Below are 18,848 nucleotides of genomic sequence, written 5' to 3'. Positions count from 1 at the left end.
ATGTCCGTGGCGATAGTGGAACATCTCGACCGGTGGTCTCCCTGGCTCGACCTCGAGTACATGGAGGCCTACCGGACCGCGAGGAAGCACGGGTGGGAGTTCACGGTCACGAACGCGGACCCTGAGGTGCTGGCGAAGGCCAAGTATCCGGCACTGCCGTACTCCGCGTCCAAGCTCCCCCTTCGAGGCGACCGTGTGATAGTCCTCGACCCGGACGCCGAGGATCCTCTGACTCCCGAGGACGATCCCGACGTGGTGATCGTCGGAGGTATCCTCGGCGACTACCCCCGTCGACATCGTACTCGGGAGGAGCTTACACCGCGGTTCCCCGACGCCGAGGTTCGACATTTAGGACCTTACCATTTCAGCATCGACGGCGCCCTTAGAGTGGCTCTCACGGTACTCGAGTGTGGAGTTCCGTTGGAGGAGATACAAGTGGTGGAGAGGCCCGAGATCGAGGTCGCACCGGGTCATACGGTGCGATTGGATTGCGACTACCCCTCCGAGGGAAAGCCGATGCTTCCGGAGGGTCTGGTCGAGTACCTGAAGGAGGGTATCGTCGACTATGAAGAAGCTGAGTTTAGCGCTCGTAGGCGCTGGAGGCATCGGAACGACGGTGTTGAGGGAGATCCGTGAAGGACGGCTCGAAGGTAAGGTGGAACCGGTTCTGGTCTGTGATCGTCACCCGGAGAAGCTCAAACGCATCGAGCGGTGGTTCCCCGACTGCGATACCTCTACCGACCTAGATGACGCCATGAGCGCCGAAGCCGACGTGCTGCTCGAGGCCGCCTCCGTGGAAGCGGCGGCTAGCCTCTTACCTGACGCGCTGAAGAGGTTCGATGTGATCGTGATGAGCGTGGGAGCGCTGGTGCTTGAGGAGGGCCTGCTGAGTCGATGTCGCGAGGTCGCGGAAGTCACCGGACATCGCCTTCACGTTCCGTCCGGTGCGGTAGGAGGTCTAGACGTGCTGCGAGCGCTGCGAGGTCGGGTGAGAGAGGTCACTCTCACCACCATCAAGCCTCCGAAAGCCCTGAACAAGGACGTTTCCGAGCGGACAGTACTCTACGAAGGTTCCGTGCGGGATGCCGTCCGCAAGTTCCCCAAGAACATCAACGTGGCGGCCGCCGTGTCGCTGGCCGTAGGCGACCCCTCACTGGTCACAGTTCGGATCGTCTGCGACCCCGAGGTCTCAGTCAACACGCACGTCATCGAGGTTGAGTCGAGCGCAGGTACGTACCGGTTCGAGCTGAGGAACGAAGCGCTCCCGGATAACCCAAAGACGAGCGCCGTCGCCGCGTACTCCGCCGTGGCTTTGATCGAGCGGATGACCGAGGGGATTCGAGTGGGCACTTGAAGCCCGTGGAACCCTGTGATCTCGAGGTATACGCGGACCTTAGGGTACCCCCCAACACACACCTGGTTCTGCGGATCGACGGAAGGGCGTTCACCAAACTCACCCGCCGGTTAGGCCTCAAGAAGCCCTACGACCGACGGTTCGCAGAAGCTATGGCCGAGACGGCGGTCCGAATGATTCGAGACGCGGGTCTGGGGATCACACTCGTCTATACGTTCTCCGACGAGCTTAACGCGCTCATACCCCGGGGCAACGTCCCCTTCTCCGGTCGGGTCGAAAAGTTGACGTCCGTATCGGCGTCCTGCGCCTCCACGTACTTCTTCCGGGCCTTACAGCGCCACGGGATAGATCCGACCGGCGAGACGGTGTCCTTCGACTCCAGGTGCGTGGTGCTCACGGACGACGACCTGGTGGACTACTTCAAGTGGCGTCAGGACGAGGCCTGGCGGAATCACCTGAACTCCTATGCGTACTGGGCGCTGCGTGAGCGAGGACTGAAACCCAAGGAAGCCGCCGAGCGGCTCCGTGGAATGAAGGCGCACGATGTGCACGAGCTGCTCTACCGAGAGTTCGGGATCAACCTCGGACGAACCCCGGCCTGGCAACGTCGAGGGATACTCGCCTACCGGGTGGCCGTGAACGAGGACGGTGTCCAACGCCGTCGGGTGACGCGGGATTGGGCGCCCCCGTTCTTCGATGAAAGCGAAGGGGAGCGCCTCATCCGCGCCTGTGCTTCCCAAGGGTACGTCTCCCTCGACCCGGCCCCCGATCAGGTTGAAGAGTGATCTCCGATGATACGCGGATAGGGGGCTAGCGATGATCACGGTACTGGTGCTCGGGGACGCTCACATTCCCGAGCGTGCGCAGGAAGTTCCACACACTCTGAAGCGAAAGATCGAGGAGCTCGCTCCCGTGGACGTGGTGATTTCACCCGGGGACTATACGACCGAGGACACCATAGAGTGGATAGCGTCACTCGGTGAAAAAGCCCTGATGGTGGTGGGGAACTGCGACTTCGGGCTCCCGCTACCTCCCAGGGTGACCGAAGATATCGGAGAAGTCAAGGTGACGGTAGATCACGGCAGCGGGGTCCATCCGAGGGGCGACCCGGACCAGCTCGCGGCGATAGCCGAGGAAGAGGGGGCCGACGTTATCTTCACGGGTCACACCCACAGGCCGGAGTTCAAGGAGCACCGAGGTGTGCTGATCGTAAACCCGGGGAGCCTTACCGGCGTACCGTCGGGTGGAGGTCCTAGCCCGGGTCCGTCGTTCATGTACGGCACCATCGACGGTAAAGAGGTGTGGATGAAGCTGTACATGCTCAAGGGTGATCGGTTGGAGACTGAGGAGTTCGAAACGGAGCTCTGACTCCCCGCCCACGCTCCGAACTGTCTTTTCCGCAAATAAATCGAGTTTTTGAACTTCCCGCGGGCGTTAACTCGATGTTGGATATTACGGTCTGTGTATGATTGTCGAAAAATTGTACGTAAATAATATTACGATTCTTCGACGATAATACGTTACACTTGCACGGACCATGCGATAACGCTCATGTAATCTATGCATTGGTACCATACTATTTACGTACTATCATTCAACTTCCATGCACGGATCATGCATAAACCGTATGAACCTAAAAATACAATTATGTTTCCATATTTCAACATAAAGGGCCTCCGGGACGTTGTCGGGGTATGTTGCTGTCCGAGAATCGGTGGAGCTCGAGACCGACGCGTTTTCGTCGGCTAGTGCCGTGGGAGGTCCCCTACGCGTAGAAGTACTCACCACGACGCTTCTGTTCACGGTCACGGTGACTGCCGGGCTTGTTGGCTCTCGGCCTCCGTGTCTCCGGGTCCCGCCTGAACGTCACGCCTAAGTTCGACAGAAACCTGTTCATGGCTTCCCGTTTACTCTCCGGCGGATTCGCACGTCCGTGCTTTCCTGGCTCGCCTTCGAACACCATCATCCTGTCACTGATGTAGTCTAGCAGGAGTAAGTCGTGGTCGACTACGATGGCGGCAGCATCCCGTGCTTCGATCACCCGTCTGATGACGCGGGCGGTGTTGATCCTCTCTTCAACGTCCAAATACGCGCTAGGCTCGTCTAGAAGGTACAGATCGGCTTCCCGGGATAGGGCGGCCGCCACGGCTACGCGCTGCAGCTCACCGCCGCTCAGCTCACACAAGGGTCTATCGAACAGGTACTCTAAGTCCAGTGGCTCCACGATGTTGCTCCGGTACCAGCTCGATCCCCACTCCGAACCGGCGGTCCTTCGTAGCACTTGCTCGACGGGTTCATCCGAATCCACCTCCAGGTACTGCGGCTTGTACGAGACCTTAACGTCGACATCGACTCCTCCTCCGGTAGGCTCGAGTACTCCGGCCAGGAGCTTAACGAAGGTCGTCTTACCGATGGCGTTAGGCCCGAGGGCTCCGATGATCTCCCCGACACGAATTTCGCCCGGCTCCACTTCGAGCCTGAAGTCGCCGTCGTATTCCTTGACGAGCTCGCCGTACTCCACGAGGGTGTCTCGCTCACCCGCCTCGGCCTCCGCCGGTTTCTCCGGGAGCACCACTTCCTCGTCCCGGAAGCGGACGTTCTCGGCCTCCAAGTAACCCTTCAGGTACGCGTTGATCCCCTTGCCTACACCCATCGGCTTGGACACCACACCGTACGCACCACGCTTTCCATAGAGGACGTGCACCACGTCGGCGACGTAGTCCAGTGTGGCTAAGTCGTGCTCGATGACGAGCATCGGAATACCTCGATCCTCGACGATCTCACGGAGTGACCGGGCCAGCGAGAGTCGTTGTTCGACGTCGAGGTAGCTACACGGTTCGTCGAAAACCAGGAAGTCCGCGTCTCGAGAGAGTGCCGCGGCGATAGCGACACGCTGCAGCTCTCCACCGCTGAGGTCGGAGATCCGTCGGTCGGTCACCTCGGTCAGTCCGAGGCGCTCGATGAGCTCGTCGACAACCCCGAGCTCGTCTACGTCCTCGAGGACGTCCTTCACCCGGCCCTTAACGACCTTGGGCAGGGCCTCGACGTACTGCGGCTTCATGACGGGTCGGAGATCACCGTCCGCGATACGTCGGAAGTGTTCCTGGAGCTCCGTGCCCGAAAATGCTCGGATCACCTCGTCCCAGTCGGGGTCCGCTTCAGGATCCCCTAGGTTGGGTTTGAGCTCTCCTGTGAGTATCTTAGCGGCGGTGGTCTTACCGATCGCGTTGCGTCCGATCACGCCGGTGACCTTCCCGGGTTTGGGAACGGGGAGCCTGTAGAGTCGGAACCCTCCCTCCTCGTACTTGTGTACGCATTCTTCCTCTAGCTCCTCGGGGAGGCGTACAACTTTGATCGCATCGAAGGGACACTTCTGGGCGCAGATACCGCAGCCGGAGCACAGTTCCTCGGAGATCACGGGCTTGTTGGTGTCCTCGTCGATCGTGATGGTCTCACGCCCTGTCCTGACCCCAGGGCAGAAACGTTGGCAGACGTAGTCGCATTTGGATCCTCCTTTGCACCGCTCCCTGTCCACGACTGCTACCCTCCTGCCGATCGATACCACCCCCGATTACCGGTTAATGAAGTACGTCCAAACTAGTATCCACGCCGAGAGGTACGCCCCTAGACCGTACGCTAACCAGCCCTTGGCGCCGCCGATACGCTCTCGCTCCAGCAATCGCTCCAGGACCTTACCGAGGGCGAACGGCAAGATCAAAAGGGCCATCACGAGCACGATAGAGTACCCCGTAGCGCATAGGTATCCGGCTAGGATCCCGAGCCCTTGGTGAACTGCCGCTAGCGCCAACTTGTATTCGGGCTCACCACTCAAGTCACCCACCCTCATCTCGCCATCTCGACGCCGGCGCGGGTCCGGTACCGATTTCTTTTTTGCCGTGATCGGAACCATCGTCGTGCCGTCAAACATCTATGGGGGCGATCCGTTGGAAATCTTTGAGCGCCCCGTCGAGGAGATTATGACGCCCGCTGAGGAGGTCATCACCGCGGAACCCGGCGAGCCGTTGTCGAAGATATTCTCGAAGTTGGAGCGCCACGGTGTGAAGGAAATACCCATCGTAGACGATGGTAAGGTTGTGGGGATGATCTCGTATTACGACGTGGTGGACGCTCATGTGGCGGACATCTCGAACGTGAGACCCGAAACCGTGATGATGAAGCCGGAAACGGTCACCCCCGACACGCTCATCGTCGAAGCTATCACCGAGATGATCGATTCGGGTCTCCGCGCCTTACCCGTGGTGGAGGACGGGGAGTTTGTGGGTCTCGTAACGGAGTACGACATCATCGACGTCGCGCGCGAGTCGGACGAGTTAACCAAGATCGACGCTCGGGAGGTGATGAGCACTCCGGTGATCACAATTCACGAGAACGATACCATCGCCAAGGCCCGAGCCATAATGCGCGATCACGGTATCAGCAGACTCCCGGTGGTCAACGACGCGAACAAACTCCGAGGAATCGTCACCACCACGGATATCATCCGTGAGGTCATCAAGCCGATCACCAGGCTCGGGAAGATGGACCGCAAGGGCGAGAAAGTGCCCGCTTTCGGTCATCCGGTGAAGAATATCATGAGCTCACCTTGTGTGCGAGCCGAGCCCGATGAGACCGTGGTTGACCTATGTGAGAAGATTGTGGAGCACGGTATCCGGGGCATGCCGATCGTCAATAAGCTCGAGGAGCCCATCGGAGTCGTGACGAGGCGGGACATCCTGCGCAAGATCCCCGAGCTGATGCGGAAGCGCGGTGTGTTCGTGTCGCTGAAAGGCGTAGACGACGTCGACGACTTCACCCTGGTGATCCTCCGTAAGTCGATAGCCGCGGCCGTTCAGAAGCTCGCCTCGATGCGCCCGTCGATCGAGGCTGTCGAGGTCCACATCAAGCGGTACCACGAGGAGGGTAACCGACACAAGTACTCGGTACGTATCCACGTCAAGGACGCACGGAACGTCATCTCGGTCAAGGCCCACGACTGGGATCTGATTATAGCCTTCAAGAACGCCATCCGGCACCTGGTCCGTGAAGTACTCGGGGAGGAGGAGAAGGAGGAGACAGTCCGGAGGAAGGAGGCCGTCAAGGCGAAGATCAAGAGAAGGACCGCGTGATCCGACGGTGATCCCACCGGGGGTCACACGGCCTGAAGGCGTGGTCCAAGGAGGCGATGACATCCTTCGACGTACGCGCCACGGCCCGCGAACTAGATTCCTTGCTCGAGGGGGCCTTGATAGACAAGATATACCAGGTAGGAGAGCGCGAGCTGAAGGTCAAGGTTCACGTCCCGGGCGTGGGCTCCCATTATCTGGTCTGGGAACCGGGGATGCGTGTACACCTAACCTGGCGCCCAAAACCCAGCCCCGACCAACCCACCTCCGTTTCCCAGGCCCTCCGAAACACCCTTTCCGGCGACCGCATCGAGCGCGTCACCCAGCTAGGTTTCGATAGAATCCTACGCTTCGACCTGCGTTCGGGCCGTAGGGTCCATGTCGAGCTGCTCCCCAAAGGTACGCTCGCCGTAACGGACGAGAACAACGTCATTGAGCGGGCTTTTCCGGCCAGACGGTTCCGTAACAGGGCCGTCGTGCCCGGTGAAGTGTACGAGCCACCCGAAGGCCCGCCCGATCCTTACGAGCTCGACCGTGACGCCTTCCTGGAACTACTACTCGAGGCCGACCGCGATCTCGTCCGGACGCTCGCCGTAGACGTGGGTCTCGGGGGCCTCTACGCCGAAGAGGTGCTCCTGAGGGCCGGGCTGTACGAGCGTCGGGAGTCCCACGCATCCGAGTTCGAGGAGGATGAGCTAGAGGAGCTCTACGAAACGCTCCGGGACCTCCTAGAGCAGATATCCGAGGGAGATCTACGGCCCACACTCTATAGGACGACCGAGCGAGATTACGTGGACGTCACGCCGGTGCCGCTCGAACGCTACTCCGATGAGCTCGAGATGGAGGAGCAGGACACCTTCCAGCGTGCCTTAGACGAGTATTACGTGACGAAGTTCCTGGCGGAGAAGGAACGCGAAGTGCGGGAGGAATGGGAGCGTGAGAAACGTCGCCTCGAGCGGACGATCGAGAGGCAGCGCTCGAGCATCGAGCAGCTACGTACAAAGGCGGAGAAACTCCGTGGGCGGGCCAACGCGCTGTACCTGAACTACAACCTCGTCGACGGGATCCTGAGCGAGCTCCGGAAGGCAGAACGCAAGGGGTACTCGCTGGACGAGATCAAGCGGAGGATCCAAGAGGCTAAGGGTTCCGGCATCGAGGAAGTGGAGAGGATAGCCGACATCGACGTTGAGAACCGTCGCGTGATCCTCAGGTTGCCGGGTGAGAACGGCGAGGTAACCGTGCCCGTACCGATCGACTCGGACGTTCACTCCACGGCTTCCAAGCTTTTCGATCGTGCGAAGGAGCTAGAACGTAAGGCCGAGCGCGCTCAGGAGGTTCTTCGAGAGCAGGAGCGCGAACTCGAGAAGCTACTCGAAGAGGGCCCACCCGAGGTGGAGCTCGAGGAACTGACCGTCGAGCTCACGAAGCGTCGCAAGAAGGACTGGTACGAGCGGTTCAGGTGGTTCATCTCTTCCGACGGTTTCGTAGTCATAGGCGGCTCGGACGCTCATACCAACGAGATCATACTGCGGCGCTACCTGGAGGAGCACGACATCCTCGTCCACGCTCACGTGCACGGAGCTCCACATGTCGTGATCAAGACTGAGGGCGAGGAGGTCCCGGAGACGACCCTACGCGAGGCGGCGATCTTCGCGGCTTCGTATTCCCGAGCGTGGCGTTGGGGCCTTAAAGCCGCTGATGTTTACTGGGTGACGGCCGATCAGGTAGACAAGTCCGCCGAGGCCCCCCACGGAGGTGCTATCATCCGCGGTAAACGTAACTGGTTCCGTCGAACGGAGCTGAAGGTGGCAATCGGTGTCCAAGAGGTGGAGGGTGGGTACAGGGTAATGGGCGGACCAGTCTCCGCCGTGAAGAAACACTGCATGACGTACGGCGTCTTGGAGCCTGGAAACGAGCGCAAATCCGACGTCGCCAGGAGGCTCTTCGAGCTGTTCAAGAAGGAGGTGGAGAACCTACGCCGTTATCTGACTGTAGACGACGTGATGAGGGCTATGCCGCCCGGAAACGCGAGGCTGTTGGAGGTAGGCTGACTCACCTGGCCTCGAGGGACCAACGGCCGCCATCGTGCCGTGCGATCACCGAGCAAACGTAGTGCTCGAAGGACGGTACCGGATCGCACTCCAGCGGGTCCTCCCGATCGAGGGTCATGTTGGGTTTCGACGGGACCTCGGCGTACTCCCCGTACACGGACAGTAAGTACCCCTCACCGTCCTTCGGCTTCATGACCCTGAAGTACACTTCCTCCGGTGCGACCCGTCCTAGCCAGAACGTTTCGCCGTCCGTGATCAGGGAGATCCTCGGTGTATTGTACTCGTCGTGTTCGTAATCCATCGCGAAGGTGACGGATACGAGCGCCTCCCTGGGTGGTACTCCCGACTCCAGCTTGTCCGCGATAGGATCTGTCTGGGCGCCGTTGGTGAGCACCAGGAACTCGTCGACGATCCGGGCGCAGGTGTAGGTCACGTACGGGTTCTCGGTGATGTAGCTCGGATCTTCAGGAACCACGAACGCCGCACCCTCACGGACCTCGATACGTCGATCCGAGAAGCTGCGACTGCAGACGCCGTATACGGCGATCGGTGTCCCGTCCTCCAGCTTCCCGGCGAGTAAAAACCGGCCGACGTACACGGTTCACTCACCCGCCAGCTCGTTACCGTGCGCGTCCACGGTGACTATTAGCGGGCCGAACTCCTCCACCTCCAGGACCCATATCGCTTCGGGGACTCCGAGGTCCAACCAGTGCACCTCTCGGATGCTTTTCACCCGCTCGGCAAGGAGCGCGGCGCACCCTCCCGGCGCCGTGAGGTATACGGCGCGATCCTTCATCACCTCGGGGGCGTCTGGACCCATGCCTCCCTTCCCGACGATCAACTTCACGCCCGCATCCACGATATCCTCGAGGTACTTCGCCATCCGCGTGCTCGTCGTGGGGCCTATCACCACCAGCTCGTAGCCGTCGTCGACGCGCCTGACCACGGGACCCGCGTGGAACACGGCGGCTCCTTCGAGATCTACGGGGGGTTCCTCACCTTCCTCGAAAATCCGCTGGTGGGCTTTGTCGCGAGCCGTGATTATGGTTCCGCTCAGGTACACTACATCGCCTACCTCCAGCTCGGTGAGCCGTTCCTCCTTCTCGAGAGGGACTTCCAGGTGGTGTTCGGTCAATCGATTACCCCCGCGGATACTCGCGTTGAGTGACCTCGAAGAAGCCGTCCGGGTACACGATCGCGGTCGCCCTCCGGGCCGCCCAGCACTGTACATTCACTGCCACCGGCAGCCCGGCCGTGTGGGTGTAAGCTAGCTCGACGTTGACCGCCAGTGCCGTAGTTCGACCCCCGAGACCCATTGGACCTACGCCCAGCCGGTTGATCTCCTCCAGTAGCTCTTCCTCCAGCTTCGCGATCTCCGGGTCCGGATTCCTGACGTTCAGTGGTCGGAACAGGGCCAGCTTGGCCAAGTGCGCGGCCTCATCGATCGTACCTCCGACTCCCACGCCCAGCACGATCGGTGGGCACGGCATCCCGCCGGCCTCGCGCACGGTCTTGATCACGAACTCGCGGACGCCTTCCAACCCTTCCGTGGGTAATAACCGAGTCACGGCGCTGGAGTTCTCGGACCCGAAACCTTTGGGCAGGAAGTGGAGCCTCAACTCCTCCCCTTTGGTCGGAAGGAACCGCACGATGGGTACACGATCTCCGGTGTTATCACCTGTGTTCTCCCTACTGATCGGATGGACCACGTTAGGTCGAAGTGGTATCTCCTCCGTGGCCCGCCGGATACCCTCCTCGATCCCGTCCCGGATGGTCCCGGCCAGCCTCAGCGGGAACTCGCGGCCGATCTCCGCAAAGACCGTGATCAGTCCGGTGTCTTGGCACATCGGTAGTCCTTTCTCCTCGGCGATGCGGACGTTCTCAAGGATCGCCTCCAGCATCATCCGGGCATGGTCGTCTTCTTCCTCCTCCAGGGCCCGTTCGACCCTCTCCAGCACGTCATCCGGAAGCTTAGTTTCGGCCACGCGCAACGCTTCGACTGTGGCTTCGGCTATGCTTTCGAGCAGCTCTCGATCCGAGTCGTCGGGCATGACCCCCACTCCCCGGCAAGTTTCGGAGTGTGCGGGCAGCTCGGGATCGTCTCCATAAAACTCGCTCGTTCACGGGAGCCACGTCCGCGCCGGCCACTGGACATACTTCCACACACGCGGGGTAGTCTCGGTCCAAGCAGTTGTCACACTTCACGGCGACGTCCTCGCGGATGAATATCCCGCCTACTGGGCAGGCCTCGGCACACTTTCCGCACCCATTACATCGGTCTCGGTCCACCACGAGCGTTTCGCACACCTGAACGATCGCGTGATGGGGGCAAGCCCGCGCGCACATCGCCCGCTCCGGGTCACAGTGTATACACTTCTGCGGCCGGCCGTCGACGATCTCTATGGCGCCGATCGGACACGCCTCCGCGCACAGAACGCAACCTATACAGCCGGGTAGACCGACCCAAGCCTTTACTCCTTCCCTTCGAGCTCCTTCCACTGCTCGTCCACCATCCTTTGGATCTTCTCTATGTCGTCCTCGCTCAGGTGTTGGAACCGCTTCTGACGCTTGAGGTACTCCTTCACCGGCTTGCGCTCCTTCGGACGATAGGTGATGCGGAACTCCCCGTTCTCGATTTCGTATAGCACCCACATCCCCGTCTCCACTGCCAGCTTCGCGATCTCGATAGTCTCCGACGAATCATGCCCCCAACCCGGTGGACACGGGCACAGTACGTGGACGTACGCCGGTCCTTCCACTTCCTTCGCCTTCTTGACCTTCTTGATGAGGTCCTGGGGATGGGATACGCACGCCGTCGCAACGTACGGCGCTCCGTGCGCGGCGATGATCTTCGGGATGTCCTTCTTAGGTCGCATCTCTCCCTTCCAGATCTTACCCGGCGGTGTTGTGGTAGTCGCGGCGAAGTACGGTGTCGCACCGCTCCGCTGTACTCCTGTGTTCATGTAAGCCTCGTTGTCGTAACAGATGTAGACGATATTGTGACCTCGCTCGATCATTCCCGATAGCGCCTGAAATCCTATGTCCACGGTTCCACCGTCGCCCGCGAGCACGGCAACGGTGACGTCCTCCTTCCCCAACGCCTTCAATGCGCGTTCGATACCGGATGCGACGGCGGCGGCGTTCTCGAACGCCACGTGGATCCACGGTACTTCCCAAGCGGTCTCCGGGTACGGCGTCGTGACGACCTCGATGCACCCCGTCGGCATGACTACCACGGTGTCTTTACCGAGGGCCTTCATGCAGAGGCGCGCGCAGAGGGCGGATCCGCAGCCCGCACACGCTCGATGGCCGGGAGCCATGAGTTCCTCCTCCGGGATGGGGACGCGTCTCTTGTTCCCCACGGATGGTCCCCCTCACACCTTCACGTTGATCCAGACGGGTTCGTCCATACCCTTCCCTTCCTCTGCCACCTTGATTATCTCGAGCACGTCCTGTGGGCGTATGTCGCGGCCACCGAGACCCGCGATGGTCGACGATACGTCGACGTCCGGTGCGTGAGCTTTGACGTCCGTCCACAGCGGCGGCATCGCCCCGTACGAATGTGCGCGATCGATAGTCACGACGCCTTCCTTGTCCTGGATTACCTCCACTATCCGGTCGCCTGGGAACGGGCGGTAAGCCTTCACCCTGACCAGACCCACGTCCGGGCGCTCCTCATCTATCACGTGCTTGACGGTCCCGCAGACGGATCCCATCGCGATCACCACGTAATCAGCGTCCTCTGTATTGTACTCCTCGATTAGCCCGTCACCGTAGGAACGCCCGAACTCGTCCGAGAACTCCCTGTTGACCTCTCCTATAACCTCACGTGCCTTTTCCATCGCATCGTGCTGCATCTTCTTGAACTCCATGTAGCTGTCAGGGCCACCTACAGGCCCTAGCGTCATCGGGTCTTCGGGGTCTAGGTAACAGTGGGTTGGCTCGTACTTACCGACGAACGATCGTACCTCTTCCTCTTCCGGAAGTTCGACGGGTTCCAAGGTGTGGGATAACGTGAACCCGTCCAGGCATACCATCACGGGTAAGAGGACGTCTTCGTGTTCCGCGATCCGGTAGGCTTGCACTACGGTGTCGAATACCTCTTGATTAGACTCACAGTACAGCTGGATCCACGACGTGTCCCGTTGCGCCACGGAGTCGGAGTGATCGCACCAGATGTTGATCGGAGCTGAGAGCGCGCGGTTCGCGACGGCCATCACGATCGGTAACCTGAGTCCTGAAGCGATGAACAGGATCTCGTGCATAAGGGCGAGACCTTGAGACGCCGTCGCAGTGAACACGCGGGCTCCAGTCGCCGAGGCACCGAGCACGGCGCTGATCGCGCTGTGCTCGGACTCTACGTGTATGAACTCGGCGTCCAGTTCCCCGTTAGATACGAACTCGGAAAGGTATTCTACGATGGGTGTTTGGGGTGTGATCGGGTACGCCGCAATGACGTCGACGTCCACCATCCTAACCGCTTCGGCTACGGCGTAATTCCCGTTGATCACATGAACTTCAGTCATCGGTATCTCCCCTCAACCCTCCTCCAGTACCATTTCGATCGCATTTACAGGACACACGCTTTCGCAGATTCCACACCCTTTACAGTAATCATAGTCGATAACGTAGCCATCGTCCGAGGGCCTAATGCACCCGTCCGGGCAGTACATGAAGCACAGACCGCAGTTCATACACTTCTCCTGATCTAGTACGGGCCTGAACACGCGCCATCTGCCGGTCTTATTCCTCTTGGTACTTCCCGGCTCTCGCACTACGGCCCCTATCGTAAATTCTTCATTACCCAACTGCCTTCACCTCCCGGTAGGCTCGTTCAACGGCTCTGACGTTTTTCTCGGCGATCTCTCCCGAGAAGCGTGCATGAATGGCCTTCTTCACGGCATCGAGAGTGAGGATATCGGAAGCCTTCAGATAGGCACCGACCATCGCGGTGTTCACGATAGGGACACCTAACTCGTCCAGCGCGATCTGGGTCGCGTCCACAGTGTAGACGTCGGAATCCTCGAACTTCTCCATGATCTTGTCTAGCTCCTCCTCCCTAGCGTTGATAACGATGAGACCGTCCTCCGGTAGACCTTCGGTAACGTCTACTACGGCCAGCAGGCTGGAGTCGAGTACTATCACGTGGTCCGGCTCGTATATCTGCGATCGAATCTTGATGAACTCGTCATCGATCCGGGCGAAGGCCGTCACTGGCGCTCCACGGCGTTCCACACCGAAAAACGGGAACGCTTGGGAGTACTTCCCATCCTCCTTCGCCGCGATCGCCAGGATCTCGGCCGCGGTGACGGCTCCTTGGCCGCCTCTCCCGTGTATTCTGATCTCGATCACGGTCCTAACCCCCTACGGGAAAACCTTGGGGTACGACCCCAACACCTTGGAAAACGGCGTTCTTTCTCGGAGTTCTGCCAACGCTTCGGACCCGGGATAGAGCATCCTGTGCCCCTCAAAGTCCAGGAAGAAAACGTAGTCTCCTAACCCTCTCTTCGCGGGTCGAGATTCGATCTTAGTGAGGTTGATACCTCGATCCGCGAAGATACCCAAAATCTCACGTAGAGCACCCGGACGATCGGTTACCGAGAACACCACGGATGTTTTGTCCTCTTTAGTCGGGGCTCTATCGCGCCTCGAGATGATCGCGAACCTGGTCTCGTTATTTTCCAGTCTTATCTCCTCCATTATGTCCAATCCGAACCGCTCCGCGAGCCTCGGTGGACCTAGAGCGTAAGCACCCTCCTTCGACGCCAGTTTGGCAGCTTCGGCGGTGCTCGCCGTGGGTACGAACTCGTGGTTACCGAGTAACTCTCGCAGCGTTTCCCGCGCCTGCTCATACGCCTGGGGGTGCGAGTAGACCACGGGTTCACGGTCGTCCGGTTCGGATCCGGACATCAGTGCATGCACGATCGGTAACACCAGCTCGCCGAACACGCGTACGCTCCTATGCAGGAAGTTATCCAAAGTCTCTCCTACGGATCCCTCCAGTGAATTCTCCCACGGAACTACACCGTAATCCGCCTCACCTCGCTCTACACGTGAGAAAACCGCGGTAATAGTCCTGGCAGACTGGAGCTTTCCGTTTCCCCCAAGTTCTTCCTCAGAAAACCGCTCAGCCGCCTCCTCTGTGAACGTGCCTGGCGGCCCCAGGTATGAAATCAGGGGCGGCGAGAAATTCGCACCCCCAACACCGACCGGGCTCCGGAGGCTATGTCTGCGGCGATCAGGGCTAGTCCCATCGAAGCCGACTCGGGCGGTAGCCCGGCGACCTTGTTAAAAGCCTTGCTCAGGACTCTCTCCAGCACCCCCATGAATTCGTCGTCTCCCGACAACGTACCTCCGATCCACGCCTCGTCGCAGTCGTAGACGACGCCTAACCCCGCCACCTCCCAAGCGACCAGCCGTGCCAGCCACTCCTTCTCTTCCTTGCCACACCTCTGGATGAATTCCTCTACCGCGCTCTCGGGATCTTCCCCGGCGCAGTTGACGATCTTAACGATCCCTCCGGTTGAAAACGCCCCGTTGGCCGACAGTTCACCCGCGTCGATCCTGCGAATGGCCTCCAAGTCCAACGGTCCCTGCAATACGCCCGGAGCGCCGAGGCACGCGTCGATTCCGCCGATTACTTCGCCGTCCTTCACTACCACGGAAACTGTGTTCGAGCTTGTGTCACACACCACGATATCCTTCGAGGAGGATAACTCGAGTGCGAGCCTCGCTGTTCCCAGCTTCTCACCGCTCGCTACGTGTGAGAACACTCGGAATGCCCCGTCCAGCCGCGGTAAGTCCCGATGAATACCCGGTGCTAGATAGGCCTCAACGCCGAGCTCTGACAGCTCCTCGACCATACGTCTCCCGGCGCCGAACTCCCGCCCCGCTCCGCTGGTATCACGTAGTCCGTATCCTACGCCGAGATCCTCCGCTTCCTCTAGCGGCGTGAACTCCGTGAGCGCGTCGCCCATCCCATAGTTCAGACAGATGCACTCGGCCTCCTCTACTGCCCTCCGGGCTTCGTCGGGGAGGGATCGGAGCAACCCACGCTCGGCCACCTTCCGTCTCGGTGCTTTGCCTAAAAACTCCGGGTCTCCTTCACCGTCGTACGCTGCAACTTTGATCCCCGAGGTACCGTGATCGATCCCCACGTACATTCTCGTCACAGCCCCGAAAGCTTAACCCTTCAGGACTGGAGTCAAACTCGTACGTTCATAGGCTCGTGAGACCCTGTCTCCGGGTCCACTTTAAGCGAGCCCAGCTGAACGACGCGAATCGTCCTGTCGCGGAGTAACCTGCCCTCGACTTTCAGTTCTCCGGAGGCGAAGTCGATCTCTCGAATCACGCCGATACCGAGCAGGTCACCGGCCCCGTCACACAGTCCTACCAGCACTCCCTGAAGTTCCTCCTCGTTGACTACGACGAACTCTCGGACGTTAAGCAGCCGCCTAAGCTCTCGGGCATGTCGGCCGCCGCGTCCCACGATTCGACCGGCTTGGTCTTTAACGACCAAAACAACGGCATCCGGTGCTCTCTCCGCGTGCAATATCTCGGGTTCGACACCGGATACCGCTTTGATCAGTGCGGATAGTTCACTCTCCTCCTCCAAGTCCACCGGCTCACCCGTTCCTATAAACGCCCGCTGTACGGAGACTTCCTCCAGGTCGAGCTCCAGGATCTCCCGTTCCTCGAAGAACTCGCGCAGTACGCGCTCTCTACGTCGAATACGGTCCTTCCGTTCGACGTCCTTCACGGCATCAGGCACCGCGAGGTCGTGCACCTTAATGTACTTCAAGGACTTCACCATACGCTTGATGTGTGACACCTGACCGTCACGGTCCAGGAACGCCACGTGTGAGGGTCTGATCGCATCGACCTTGTGGAGTTTAAGGGCTCTAGCAGGTCCGCCGTGAACCATCCCCGAGGTATCGATGAGCACGACATCCGTCCCTTCAGCTAGTGCGAGGTCTACCATCCTTCGAGTCCCTACGGTGGTCTGGAGTAGGTGACCCGATGGGGTGATCGACCCGACGAAGTACCCGTGTCTCATCTCTACCTCGGAGAGGTCGTGGACGGTATCCTCGACGATACCTAAGGAGACGACCGCCGGAGGCCCGACATCCGACTGCCCTACATCGGCGTCGACGATACCTACCTTGAGCCCGCGCTCCACGAGCTCGTTGGCGATGAAGGTAACTAGCGTCGTCTTGCCGGAGTCCTGAGGACCGATCACCATGCAAACCGGCGTTCCACCGTGATCGGCCAGCTCCTCGGCCAACTCTTTCCAGTCCGATGGTATTTCGACGCCGTCCTCTTCGACCGAGTAGCCGGCACCGGTTCCCAGGACTAGCTCCAGCTCGAGCTCCGAGTCGGTGGTGAGCGTCAGTCGCTCCCCACGCCTGATCACGAGTTCTTCGCCTTCACTCACTTCGGTACCTTTGTTCGTGGTCGCTTCACCTCGAATTACTCGCGCCCGGGACGGTCCGTCTACCCTGATCGAGCCTCCCTCGATCCGAACGCGCTCACGCTTCAACTTCCCTCCCCTCTCACCGCCATAAGGGACACCTGCTTGCCTTGAGTGATCTCCTTCAGCAGCTCTTCGGCAGTGCGTTCTTCCATCACCAATACTACCCGATCATCTACCCGCCGCCATACCTCCGCTTCACCCAGCTCGCGACCGTCCACGAACACACGTACACGATCTCCCTCTCCGATGTGGATGGCGCCGCCTAGTGGTTCCACGGAAACGGCGACCTTGTCCGGAGGGAGCGTGTGCGAGACCGGGGGCTTCGCACCCGCTACGAGTACCTCGACGTCGCCGTTTCGCACGCGGACTACGGCGCGACCTATCCCGGTCTCGCTCTCCAAATCTCGCTTGATCACTCGCTCAACTTCCTCCTTAGGAGTGCCTCGAGGGAACTCGTACTCGCGTCCCGCGATCCGTTCTTTGACCTCCATGGGCGCGGGTGGTTCTCCGGGGATATCCTTGATCTCGTTGGGGTTCTCGGGGAGCCTGTAAACCTTAGTTCTGGGGTTCATCGATGCTCGTATCCTCGCCCGGAGAATCCTCTCACCGATAGCGTCCCCGTAGGTCCTGGCGGGTATCGCGAACAAGGTGGCGATAGCCCACGCGATCATCTCCACGTTCGGATTTTGGTACGTGAGTGCCGTGAGTTCTTTGGGGCCGGCCGCGAACCCGGCGGTTAAAAGACCCATGAAGGCGGAGGTCGTCATTCGGATCCTCTCCTCCGCCACGTACCGGTAGACGGCCGCCGCGATGAACGATCCCGCGAACACGTAGAGACCTCGAACTACTCCGAGCGCTACGGCCCATGACAGGGACGAAATGTCGATCAACCTACTTCCACCACCTCATCTCCGAGCCGAACCGTTCCAGGCTCTACGACCCGGAACTTACCTCCCTCGCGGACCAGCGTTACGTCACCTATCTTGATCTCAGATGCTACCGGTTCTTCGGTGATGCAAACCTCGTACCTGAGATCGGTGCCGACACGGACGGTCTCCCCCTCCTCCAAGTTTACGGCGCCCCGCATCCTCCCCACGTTGAGCGAACAGACGCGAATTCCGTGCTTTGCGGCCGTCGCCAGGTAGAGATCGGTAGGATGTATCGAGGTTACCTCCGTGGGTCGTGATATCTCCACCCTAGCACACGCCGTCCCCGCCAACATCGCGACGTCTGCTACCACGTCTAGGCCCGCGTGCTCGGGGGTCTTGTTGCTCACGTTCCCACGTCTGACGGTCATGAGATCGTGAACCGAAACCTCCTCACCACCTACACGCACTTCGAACTCTTCCGCCGGTTCGATCCTTCCCTCCACGTTCCTAACCGTAGACGGGGCTTCTCCTTCGCGGATGAACGCCCTTTTAGCCGCGGGCTCCCCCATCTCGGGTGGGTCGGCTGGACCACCCAACTCCTCCACGGCCTCCCTCAGGTAACAATCGGCCCTCCACACGTGCTCCGCGTGTCCCGGATCACCACGGATCTCGACTACCGCGCCGGCGTATCCCGAAACGTAAAGTGCCGCCAGCACGTGCTCCGGCACGATCACGGATGGGTTGTCCGGACCCGGGGGCTCCGTGGGATCGGAGTGCAGCGTCACGGTGTCTTCCACCATCCTCACGTGTCCTAAGTCCGCGTGAACTCGACCATCCGGGGTTACGAACACCACTCCGGGACGTTCCTTGGGCTTGACCCGCAGCACGTCCTCCTCCGACATCGGTGCGTGACCGCGATCCCGGCCGTATTTACGTCTCAATTCTACCCACACTCCGCTAACCCCCGGGCGATGAAGA

The 18,848-nt window shown here is 60.1% G+C and carries 21 protein-coding genes; 6 read left to right on the top strand and 15 right to left on the bottom strand.

The features are described from left to right. From MK_RS00520 to MK_RS00505, 4 genes are read left to right on the top strand one after another with little or no spacing between them, the layout of a single operon-like run. Nucleotides 1–636 carry a hypothetical protein gene (locus tag MK_RS00520; RefSeq protein WP_011018467.1) on the top strand — a complete coding sequence of 212 codons (636 nt, stop codon included), beginning with the start codon at nt 1–3 and terminating at the stop codon, nt 634–636. Next, nucleotides 566–1,354: an aspartate dehydrogenase gene (gene nadX, locus MK_RS00515; RefSeq protein ID WP_011018466.1), complete on the top strand. Its 789-nt coding sequence runs from the start codon at nt 566–568 to the stop codon at nt 1,352–1,354. Before MK_RS00520 ends, nadX begins: the two co-directional genes overlap by 71 nt. 5 nt (nt 1,355–1,359) lie before the next feature. Continuing rightward, complete coding sequence (locus tag MK_RS00510) at nt 1,360–2,139, top strand: tRNA(His) guanylyltransferase (protein WP_226988685.1); 780 nt, start codon at nt 1,360–1,362, stop codon at nt 2,137–2,139. A gap of 31 nt (nt 2,140–2,170) precedes the next feature. Then, nucleotides 2,171–2,722: a YfcE family phosphodiesterase gene (locus tag MK_RS00505; protein WP_011018464.1), complete on the top strand. Its 552-nt coding sequence runs from the start codon at nt 2,171–2,173 to the stop codon at nt 2,720–2,722. Nucleotides 2,723–3,119: 397 nt separating this feature from the next. Here the strand turns inward: MK_RS00505 and MK_RS00500 are convergent, their stop codons facing one another. Both MK_RS00500 and MK_RS00495 read right to left on the bottom strand, forming a co-directional pair. After that, nucleotides 3,120–4,919 (bottom strand): ribosome biogenesis/translation initiation ATPase RLI, encoded by a 1,800-nt coding sequence (locus tag MK_RS00500; RefSeq protein ID WP_011018463.1) that lies wholly within the window; start codon nt 4,917–4,919, stop codon nt 3,120–3,122. A gap of 6 nt (nt 4,920–4,925) precedes the next feature. After that, nucleotides 4,926–5,186 carry a hypothetical protein gene (locus MK_RS00495; RefSeq protein WP_148679383.1) on the bottom strand — a complete coding sequence of 87 codons (261 nt, stop codon included), beginning with the start codon at nt 5,184–5,186 and terminating at the stop codon, nt 4,926–4,928. 112 nt (nt 5,187–5,298) lie between these two features. On the opposite strand from MK_RS00495, the gene MK_RS00490 reads away from it, so the two are divergent. Both MK_RS00490 and rqcH read left to right on the top strand, forming a co-directional pair. Then, on the top strand, nt 5,299–6,480 hold the full coding sequence (locus MK_RS00490; protein ID WP_011018461.1) for a CBS domain-containing protein: 1,182 nt from the start codon (nt 5,299–5,301) through the stop codon (nt 6,478–6,480). A gap of 56 nt (nt 6,481–6,536) precedes the next feature. Then, a complete protein-coding gene (rqcH, locus tag MK_RS00485; RefSeq protein ID WP_148679382.1) occupies nt 6,537–8,528 on the top strand; it encodes a ribosome rescue protein RqcH in 1,992 nt (663 codons plus the stop codon). A gap of 1 nt (nt 8,529) precedes the next feature. On the opposite strand, the gene purO is transcribed toward rqcH, so the two are convergent. Genes purO through MK_RS00420 form a run of 13 tightly spaced genes read right to left on the bottom strand, consistent with a single transcriptional unit; the run spans nt 8,530 to nt 18,823 of the window. Next, entirely contained in the window at nt 8,530–9,126 is a 597-nt protein-coding gene (gene purO / locus MK_RS00480; RefSeq protein ID WP_011018459.1) for an IMP cyclohydrolase, read from the bottom strand. 3 nt (nt 9,127–9,129) lie between these two features. Beyond that, nucleotides 9,130–9,663: a FumA C-terminus/TtdB family hydratase beta subunit gene (locus MK_RS00475; protein ID WP_011018458.1), complete on the bottom strand. Its 534-nt coding sequence runs from the start codon at nt 9,661–9,663 to the stop codon at nt 9,130–9,132. A gap of 4 nt (nt 9,664–9,667) precedes the next feature. Then, nucleotides 9,668–10,579: a fumarate hydratase gene (locus MK_RS00470; RefSeq protein ID WP_011018457.1), complete on the bottom strand. Its 912-nt coding sequence runs from the start codon at nt 10,577–10,579 to the stop codon at nt 9,668–9,670. Then, nucleotides 10,500–11,027 (bottom strand): 4Fe-4S dicluster domain-containing protein, encoded by a 528-nt coding sequence (locus MK_RS09415; RefSeq protein ID WP_011018456.1) that lies wholly within the window; start codon nt 11,025–11,027, stop codon nt 10,500–10,502. The genes MK_RS00470 and MK_RS09415 overlap by 80 nt, the downstream gene beginning before the upstream one ends. Next, nucleotides 11,000–11,890 carry a pyruvate synthase subunit PorB gene (porB, locus tag MK_RS00460; RefSeq protein WP_011018455.1) on the bottom strand — a complete coding sequence of 297 codons (891 nt, stop codon included), beginning with the start codon at nt 11,888–11,890 and terminating at the stop codon, nt 11,000–11,002. Before porB ends, MK_RS09415 begins: the two co-directional genes overlap by 28 nt. A gap of 12 nt (nt 11,891–11,902) precedes the next feature. Then, the gene (gene porA, locus MK_RS00455) at nt 11,903–13,054 is read right to left on the bottom strand and encodes a pyruvate synthase subunit PorA (protein ID WP_011018454.1); all 1,152 of its coding nucleotides are present in this window, start codon (nt 13,052–13,054) and stop codon (nt 11,903–11,905) included. 12 nt (nt 13,055–13,066) lie between these two features. Beyond that, complete coding sequence (gene porD / locus MK_RS00450; protein ID WP_011018453.1) at nt 13,067–13,336, bottom strand: pyruvate synthase subunit PorD; 270 nt, start codon at nt 13,334–13,336, stop codon at nt 13,067–13,069. After that, nucleotides 13,329–13,880 carry a pyruvate ferredoxin oxidoreductase subunit gamma gene (locus MK_RS00445; protein WP_011018452.1) on the bottom strand — a complete coding sequence of 184 codons (552 nt, stop codon included), beginning with the start codon at nt 13,878–13,880 and terminating at the stop codon, nt 13,329–13,331. The genes porD and MK_RS00445 overlap by 8 nt, the downstream gene beginning before the upstream one ends. 12 nt (nt 13,881–13,892) lie before the next feature. Further along, complete coding sequence (gene pheA, locus MK_RS00440) at nt 13,893–14,693, bottom strand: prephenate dehydratase (RefSeq protein ID WP_226988684.1); 801 nt, start codon at nt 14,691–14,693, stop codon at nt 13,893–13,895. Nucleotides 14,694–14,701: 8 nt separating this feature from the next. Further along, nucleotides 14,702–15,691 (bottom strand): methanogenesis marker 12 protein, encoded by a 990-nt coding sequence (locus MK_RS00435; RefSeq protein ID WP_148679380.1) that lies wholly within the window; start codon nt 15,689–15,691, stop codon nt 14,702–14,704. Between the two features lie 41 nt (nt 15,692–15,732). Further along, the gene (locus tag MK_RS00430; protein WP_148679379.1) at nt 15,733–17,067 is read right to left on the bottom strand and encodes a Clp1/GlmU family protein; all 1,335 of its coding nucleotides are present in this window, start codon (nt 17,065–17,067) and stop codon (nt 15,733–15,735) included. Beyond that, nucleotides 17,064–17,891: a hypothetical protein gene (locus MK_RS00425; RefSeq protein ID WP_011018448.1), complete on the bottom strand. Its 828-nt coding sequence runs from the start codon at nt 17,889–17,891 to the stop codon at nt 17,064–17,066. The genes MK_RS00430 and MK_RS00425 overlap by 4 nt, the downstream gene beginning before the upstream one ends. After that, the gene (locus MK_RS00420) at nt 17,888–18,823 is read right to left on the bottom strand and encodes a hypothetical protein (protein ID WP_011018447.1); all 936 of its coding nucleotides are present in this window, start codon (nt 18,821–18,823) and stop codon (nt 17,888–17,890) included. The genes MK_RS00425 and MK_RS00420 overlap by 4 nt, the downstream gene beginning before the upstream one ends. Nucleotides 18,824–18,848 lie beyond the last annotated feature (25 nt).

Origin of the sequence: Methanopyrus kandleri AV19 (genome assembly GCF_000007185.1) — an archaeon.
GTDB lineage: Archaea > JAADCQ01 > Methanopyri > Methanopyrales > Methanopyraceae > Methanopyrus > Methanopyrus kandleri.
Note: the sequence above shows the minus strand (reverse complement) of the source record. Positions and strands in the feature narration are given on the sequence as shown.